The sequence below is a fragment of the Burkholderia sp. LMG 13014 genome (genome assembly GCF_905232215.1).
Classification (GTDB): domain Bacteria; phylum Pseudomonadota; class Gammaproteobacteria; order Burkholderiales; family Burkholderiaceae; genus Burkholderia.
Genome location: NZ_CAJNKE010001001.1, coordinates 1 through 1,308, shown reverse-complemented (window position 1 = coordinate 1,308; position 1,308 = coordinate 1). Strand labels below are relative to the sequence as shown.

Annotated in this window: 2 protein-coding genes; both read right to left on the bottom strand. The window is 66.9% G+C overall.

From position 1 onward, the window contains the following. The coding region (locus tag JYJ84_RS36885; protein WP_205190322.1) for a DmsC/YnfH family molybdoenzyme membrane anchor subunit at nt 1-461 on the bottom strand (461 nt) is incomplete at its 3' end. A 39-nt stretch (nt 462-500) separates the two neighbouring features. After that, complete coding sequence (locus JYJ84_RS36880) at nt 501-1,247, bottom strand: 4Fe-4S dicluster domain-containing protein (RefSeq protein ID WP_174963018.1); 747 nt, start codon at nt 1,245-1,247, stop codon at nt 501-503. Nucleotides 1,248-1,308 lie beyond the last annotated feature (61 nt).

Genomic DNA, 1,308 nt, shown 5'->3' with positions numbered 1-1,308 from the left:
AGCAGCATGAAGTTCACGAGCGTCAGCGGGCTCGCCCATTCCTGCAGGAACCGCAGGCACGCGTAGATCATTGCGGTGCACACGAACAGCGCAACGCTCGCGAGCGCGCCCGCCGCGCCGATCAGCAACGTGCCGGGCCAGCCGAACAGGTGTGCCGCGCCATACGCGAACGCGCACGCGAGAAACACCGGCAGTGCGATGCACTCGCGTGACAGCCACGACGTGCGCCACATCGCGATCGCGCGCCATGCGCGTTCGGGGTGGCCGAGATGGAAGAACGACGCCAGCAGGCCGAGTGCGCCGAGCGCGACCGACAGCGCGGCGCCCGTTACGTAGAACGACGCGGCGATCTCGACGCCCGCCGCGCACGCAAGTGCCTCGACGATCACGAGCGTCAGCAACAGGCCCTGTGCCGCGCCGCACAGTGTGGTGAGGAAAACGACCGAAAAGGCTGGGCGCATGGGGACTCCGTTTTTTCGTATGAATGAAGGGCTTCGCGCTCAGCGCTGCGCCGCGAGCGACACGAGATTGATGTCGCCGCGCGCCGCGCGGGCCTCGAATGAATCGTCTTCGCCGACGCCGTTCGACGCACTGCCGCACCCGCCGCTACTCCCGCAACCGCACGACGCTTCGGTCTTCACGCGCGGCAGGTAATGGTTCGACGGCCGCGTACCCCATTCCGGCATCAGCTGATAGCCGCCGCGTTCGCGGATCGCACGCGACACGTCCGACTCCGGATCGTGCACATCGCCGAACAGCCGCGCCGACGTCGGGCACGCGAGCACACACGCCGGTTTCCGGTCGCGCTCGGGCAGCGCCTGGTTGTCGATGCGGTCAGCGCACAGCGTGCACTTCGTCATCTCCTTGCGGCCTTCATCGAGCTCGCGTGCGCCGTACGGGCACGCCCATGCGCAGTACTTGCAGCCGATGCACTTGTCGTAGTCGACCAGCACGATCCCGTCCGACTTGCGCTTGTAGCTCGCGCCGGTCGGACAGACGGGCACGCACGGCGGATCCTCGCAGTGCAGGCACGACTTCGGAAAATGGATCGTGTCGGTCATCGGGAACACGCCCGCTTCGTAGGTCTGCACGCGGTTGAAGAACGTGCCGGACGGATCGTCGTCGTACGGGCGCAGGTCGGCGAGACTGCCGGCTTCACCCGACGTGTTCCATTCCTTGCAGCTCGTCACGCAGGCATGGCAGCCGACGCATACGTTCAGGTCGATGACGAGGGCCATCTGGGTCATGGTTGCGCTCCTTCGATCAGCGGTCGTCAGACTGAGGGCCGGCCGACGTCGCGCGCCGCAG

What these genes read in the sequence shown, in the direction of transcription:
- JYJ84_RS36880 (WP_174963018.1), bottom strand. Translation starts at nt 1,247, where the DNA reads ATGACCCAGATGGCCCTCGTCATCGACCTGAACGTATGCGTCGGCTGC.